The following is a 5,728-nucleotide window of genomic DNA, read 5'->3' on the forward strand; positions in this document are numbered from 1 at the left end:
CTATTTCGTTCATGTGGAAGCTGTCGAGCTTCTTCTCTTCCATCAGCATTTTTGCGCCGTTAGGGCTGGTGACCTTGCCGTTACGGCTGGTGACCTTGAAGCTTTCGCCGGTATGTAGAGCCACCACCTGGGTATCGAGAGTGAATTGCGACAGCTGCAATTTCCAGCCCTTGCCGTAGCCTGTGTCTTGCTGATTGAGCGGGTTGAAGAACAGCGCCAGGGGCAGGCTTGGCCCAAGCAGGGCGTTGGCTGCGACCTGCGGCAAGGTGAGCGACACCGTGTACTGGCCGGTGCGCGGGTCGACGCCGCTTTGCAGGAAACTCATGAAGTTGAAGGCGTTGGAATGCAGGGCGGTCGTGGCGGTCGTGGCGGTCATGGTCAGTCGGCCTCGTGATGTTCGGGCTATGAAGAGCTACCCCACACGCTAGCAACGACCCGATCGATCCACACCTAGCATTTTTGCCAGTTTCATCGCGTGAGCCCGTGCGGTAAAAGTTGGGTAAACGATGACCGCACTACTGCGCAAATAACGAGGACATGGCAATGAAATCCACTGATCCGCTCGCTGCCCCCCCGGATCTCGAGCGCATTGGCATAACCGATAATGAACTAGCGCGAGTGCATATTTACCCATCAAATGAATCCGTCGTTGCTATAGATCAGCTGAAGCAACAGCCTGCAAGCGTGTTTATATTACCGCATTCAAGCATGGGACTCGGCGACATCGTTAAGCTCACCTGGCAGGGCTTCCGAGATGACCGTCCGCCCAAAATAAAACATTGGCCAATCACGATAGAAGAAACCGGCACACTCATCGAATTTAGACTAGCCGACAGTGAATTTTCAGCCTGGAAAAACCACTACATCAAGGCCAATTATACCGTTTTGGCTAAGGACTCAAACGAGCCAAAATTCAGCTCCTCTGAACAACGCTTCGATATTTTAGAAACACACGAGTCAGACAACCACCTCGAGCCACCGACTATCCCCGGCACTGAAAATGGATTTCTGAATCCAGCATTGATTGGCGCCGAGGGAGCGACAGTAACGCTTCGCTACGATGATGTTGAGGAAAATGCTGAAGGGGTGCTGGTGATTCAGGCATTCAACGAAGCAGATTCAATCGTTGCCAGCACTCAACAATGGCGCAGGGCCAACACCGATGATGTAACCAACAAGCGGTTAAACTTCACCATCGAGAAGGCCTGGTTTGATCAGCTACTTGGCCACCAGCTTAAACTCAGCGCCCAGGTTGCAAACACGTCATTCGCCCTCAGCTCCAAGACAGGCGAACTCACTGTGAAAAAATCTCGATTCCTTTCCGCTCCCGTCCTGGCAGGTGCTGTTCACAGTGAAATCGCCGCGATTGTCATACGCCAGGCCGCTGTCCTGGAGATCCCCAAAAAAGCCGAAATACAGGATGCGACCGTCCTGGGTTGCGTAAGTACCGAGCAAGGCACATTACTCGCCAGCGTGGTGATGAAACCTCCGACCGAAGAGCAAGACAACGTGATTCCGTTTCCGGAAGCCATATTCTCTTCCTACATCGGGGAATCGCTGAACTGGTACTACGAAGTATGCGATGGAATCACATACGAACGTTCCCCGCTACTAAACATTAAGCTCAACAACATTCCACTGAGTTCAATGCCAGCGATTCAGTGTGTCGAAACCTATGGAGAGGGCACATTGGCGCTGAAAAACCTGACGCCTGCCGTGAGCGGTGCCACCCTTAAACTTAACCGCTGGCCATTCATGAAACAGGGGCAGATCGTCACCTTAAATGTTTCATTGAAATATGAAAAAGAGCGAAAAAATTACACGCTGGAACATATCGTTAGCGCGCAGGATGTCCAACGGCAGGCCGCAATCATAACACTGCCGCGCGCAGAACTTATTAAAGTACAACGGGGTAGCCATTTGGTGATTACTGGCCAATTCAAATTTAAAAACGGCGGCCCTGCTCAGCCTTTTAAATCGGTGACCTTGCAACTGATTGATTGACTCCAGGCCGCTTCGGCAGAGGATTCGCCCATGGAAAATGTATCACCTACCTCCCTGCACAATACATCAGCCGAGGCACACCTCCTCGCGGATGCGCAAACCCTAAATTACGAAATCACACTTGACGGTTTCCCCTCGGCAAACGCATCTAAGCCCCGCGGCAGCCTGTATGCCAACGGTGCGCAACAACTGGCTATACGCGTGAAACTCTGGCGAGCGGGCGGTGTGGTTTCACCTGAAGAATGGGACTCGCTCACCCTGCTTCACAGCGATAAAGAAACTGAAGTCGAGGTTTTACCGATCAAAGACGGTGAACCACCGCTTCTAGAGGTCTCTGGCAAATGGGCCTGTACGCCAATCAGAAGCACTGTCTACGAGCAGGCGCATGACGCATCCACCGTGATGAACGCAGAGGAATATTCAAACGCCTGGACATATAGAGTTTTGTACCTTCACAGCACAGTTGCCGAGACCACTGGCGCAACAGATTTTTATGTGTGCGTGACCGATGCCGATGGAAAGAAACACATCATAACTAATCAGTCAATTAATATATCGATTACACGCCGCCCAACCCCACCAAAAATCACAATCACTTCAAAAAATATAGCCGGATTCGACTACATCCTTAGGAACGACGAAGCCGGATACACCGAAACATACAAGTACGATTACAACCTCACGACCATAGAGTATTTTATAGTGCATGTGCCGGGAGGATTCACAACCTGCAATGTCAAAGAGTATCACGACAGCAGCTTAATAAAGCGTGGTTCCATTGTACGCTTCGAGCGGGACCATACTGATGAACGGCTATGCACTGTCACCGGCCTGATCACACACAAAAACCAAAAACACATAACTTTTGATAAACGGCTTTCCGACTCCGATCTAAGTCCAGCTTTTAAAGATCGTCTATCAGAGCTCCCCGTTCAGGGGCCACTCGATGACCATACCATCGTCATTTCGGTTCACCGCTTCGATGATATCTTTGCACATCTAATTGAAAAAGAAGCTCTCGAAACCCTGTTCAGCAGCATGGGTGAAGGCTTGACTCTAATTTTCCGCAATCAGCAAGGAAACGAAATCGAACAAACCATTTCATTTGTTGCGAAAGGCCAAAATTACCATAGAAACGTCATCAGCGAGAGCATGCTATGAGAATTTTACTGTCGAACGACCCTGACTTTGCCTTATCCGCTTGGTATCTCGACATCCAGCAAGGCGCTCAATATCCTTATCTTCCTGCGCATCCGGACGGTTCCGCCACCGTGTCCGCCAAGTATTTCAAACTTGAGAATATACCTTCATCATGGGAGATCGAAATAGGGTCTGGTTACATGCTCGACCCTGGACATTTTTTCACCCGGATTGTACTGAGGACTACTAACTTCAGCACAAACACTGGCGTTATCGAATATCTCTCAGCCCTAATACACCCTGGTGGTGTAATTGCACCTGGGGTGTTCAAAATCACGGGCAACGATGCCACGACCGACAATCATATCTTCACCAAAATGAACATACGATAGCATTCAAGCCCCCTAACACACCCAGCACAAAAGTGCTTTTGAGCACCCTAAAACTTTAAACCCATATACCTCCAAGACAACGAAAGACAACGAAAGACGAATAGAACTTCCAGCGGGACCGTTAATTCTGCGACCACCTCACCTCAGTAGGAGTAATAAATGAATCCAAGCTTTGGACAGCACGCCAACTTCAGTGGGGGCGTTCTCATCTTACCAGACGTGGTTTCCAGCCTTTCACTCAACGATAAGGTTCACTTCTTGGCAGACCCGGAATTTATTCCAGAGGCAACGCGAGTTTGGACCTGTGACTCAGGCACGATCACTGCTGGCGGCCTCTATGAATCGAATAAAGCGTCTGGCCGCTCGAAGGTTTCTTGTCAACTTCGGCACAACAATGTAACTTATCCTGCTGTTGGCCAAGCGACTTTAAATCATCATCATGATTTCCAATTCGGACAAGGAGCCGTACAATCCGGGACAATTGATCTTCCAGATTTTTCGCCCCCTCTCCCCCTCAGAGCCTATATGTTTGGTAATGGCGCTCAACAACTGGCCATGAAGGTTCAGATCAAAATGGATGGAGAGGAAAAAGTCACTGAAGATGAATGGAAAACATTCTCTTTATTTGACTACTATAGTCACCAGGCCATCCCTTCTCTCGAGTACACAACGCCACGCCCCATATTAGAATCACTCAGTACAGACTGGGCGCTGGCCACTGCGCGAAATTCAGATTTTTATCTAGCGAGCGACCGACCTAGAACGAGCGAACACCACAAAAAAACCTCCGACGACTCACGCATTTTTTACTTGCACAGTCTCGCACCGCCAGCTTCGCGAAAAAAACTATACGCCGGCTTACAAGACAAGTATGGCTGGTGGCACTTCTTCACCGAACAAACCAACACATTTGAAGTTGCCGTATTACCATTTAATACGCCTCAACTAATAATGTCCACGTGGCCAATTTTACGATTTGGCTTTGTCAACGACAGTGTTCCCTATGATTACGAGATGAATCTCGACACATACGAATACTACCAGATCACGGTAAAGGGCGGCTTCAAGTTCTGCACCGTCAAAGACGAGGACGAACCACCGAAACAGGAACCACGCAAATCCATTGTTCGATTTGAACGCGACATACCAGCCGATTCTGTTTGCAGTGTAACAGGAGTTATACTCACAAAAGACCAACCCAATGTCATTTTCGACAGCGAGCTACTAGAAATCCCGGTATTTTCTTCACTGCATAACTTGAAAGTCGAACGTAAACCTGACGATGATTCTGTCATTATTTCTGTGCATCGCTTATCCCGTCTCGCAATAAACAAGCTAAGCCAGAAACAGCGCGCGTTGCTTTTTGAGGGCTACGCCAAAAACCTCCTGCTTGAATTTTACGACAACGACGGCAACCGTTTCACAAAAGTATTTGGCTTCATCCCGAAAAACCAAAGCCGCCACCGTGACACATTAATATTTTAGAGGCTCACACATGCGAATCTATCGAGCTGACACCTTGCCTGACCCGACCTCACGTCTAACGTACCCTTATTATGATGACGGAACTGTTTATGTCGGTGTCAAAGATGATCGTTATATTAAAATTATGGACTTGCGCGCCACAGAACAATTTACCGTTCCCGGCAAGGACACAACCTACACCTTCAAAAGTGTCCTGCACATCACCACCACCGGCTGGCTGAGGTGGGGCGATCTAAAAACAGCCGACCCTGGTTTAGTCGCCCCAGGCCTTATCAAAATAACGTAATCCCTTCAATGTTTTATTTACAAATAGTGAATTAGTACATTTCCTGGCTTACTACACTAAGCGACGGGTAAAACTATGACCGCCACGACCGCCCTGCATTCCAACGCCTTCAACTTCATGAGTTTCCTGCAAAGCGGGGTCGATCCGCGCACTGGCCAGTACACGGTGTCGCTCACCTTGCCGCAGGTCGCAGCCAACGCCCTGCTTGGCCCAAGCCTGCCCCTGGCGCTGTTCTTCAACCCGCTCAATCAGCAAGACACAGGCTACGGCAAGGGCTGGAACCTGCAGCTGTCGCAATTCACTCCCGATACCCAGGTAGTGGCTCTGCATACCGGCGAAAGCTTCAAGGTCACCAGCCGTAACGGCGCGAAAATGCTGATGGAAGAGAAGAAGCTCGACAGCTTCCACATGGACGAAATAA

The 5,728-nt window shown here is 49.4% G+C and carries 7 protein-coding genes; 6 read left to right on the plus strand and 1 reads right to left on the minus strand.

Annotated features, from left to right (window positions below; translation table 11 throughout):
- A partial coding sequence (locus OIU19_RS25155) for a hypothetical protein (RefSeq protein ID WP_264237288.1) occupies positions 1-376 on the minus strand: 376 nt, incomplete at its 3' end.
- 167 nt (positions 377-543) lie between these two features.
- On the opposite strand from OIU19_RS25155, the gene OIU19_RS25160 reads away from it, so the two are divergent.
- The 6 genes from OIU19_RS25160 to OIU19_RS25185 all read left to right on the plus strand — a co-directional run.
- On the plus strand, positions 544-2,004 hold the full coding sequence (locus tag OIU19_RS25160) for a hypothetical protein (protein WP_264237289.1): 1,461 nt from the start codon (positions 544-546) through the stop codon (positions 2,002-2,004).
- 30 nt (positions 2,005-2,034) lie between these two features.
- Positions 2,035-3,165 (plus strand): hypothetical protein, encoded by a 1,131-nt coding sequence (locus OIU19_RS25165; protein WP_264237290.1) that lies wholly within the window; start codon positions 2,035-2,037, stop codon positions 3,163-3,165.
- Complete coding sequence (locus OIU19_RS25170) at positions 3,162-3,536, plus strand: hypothetical protein (protein ID WP_264237291.1); 375 nt, start codon at positions 3,162-3,164, stop codon at positions 3,534-3,536. The genes OIU19_RS25165 and OIU19_RS25170 overlap by 4 nt, the downstream gene beginning before the upstream one ends.
- Positions 3,537-3,695: 159 nt before the next feature.
- A complete protein-coding gene (locus OIU19_RS25175; RefSeq protein ID WP_264237292.1) occupies positions 3,696-5,021 on the plus strand; it encodes a hypothetical protein in 1,326 nt (441 codons plus the stop codon).
- A gap of 10 nt (positions 5,022-5,031) precedes the next feature.
- The gene (locus tag OIU19_RS25180; protein WP_264237293.1) at positions 5,032-5,307 is read left to right on the plus strand and encodes a hypothetical protein; all 276 of its coding nucleotides are present in this window, start codon (positions 5,032-5,034) and stop codon (positions 5,305-5,307) included.
- A gap of 75 nt (positions 5,308-5,382) precedes the next feature.
- Positions 5,383-5,728: hypothetical protein (locus OIU19_RS25185; RefSeq protein ID WP_264237294.1), on the plus strand; the 346-nt coding region annotated here is incomplete at its 3' end.

It is taken from the genome of Pseudomonas sp. BT-42-2 (assembly GCF_025847435.2).
In the GTDB taxonomy this organism is placed as follows: Bacteria; Pseudomonadota; Gammaproteobacteria; order Pseudomonadales; family Pseudomonadaceae; genus Aquipseudomonas; species Aquipseudomonas urmiensis.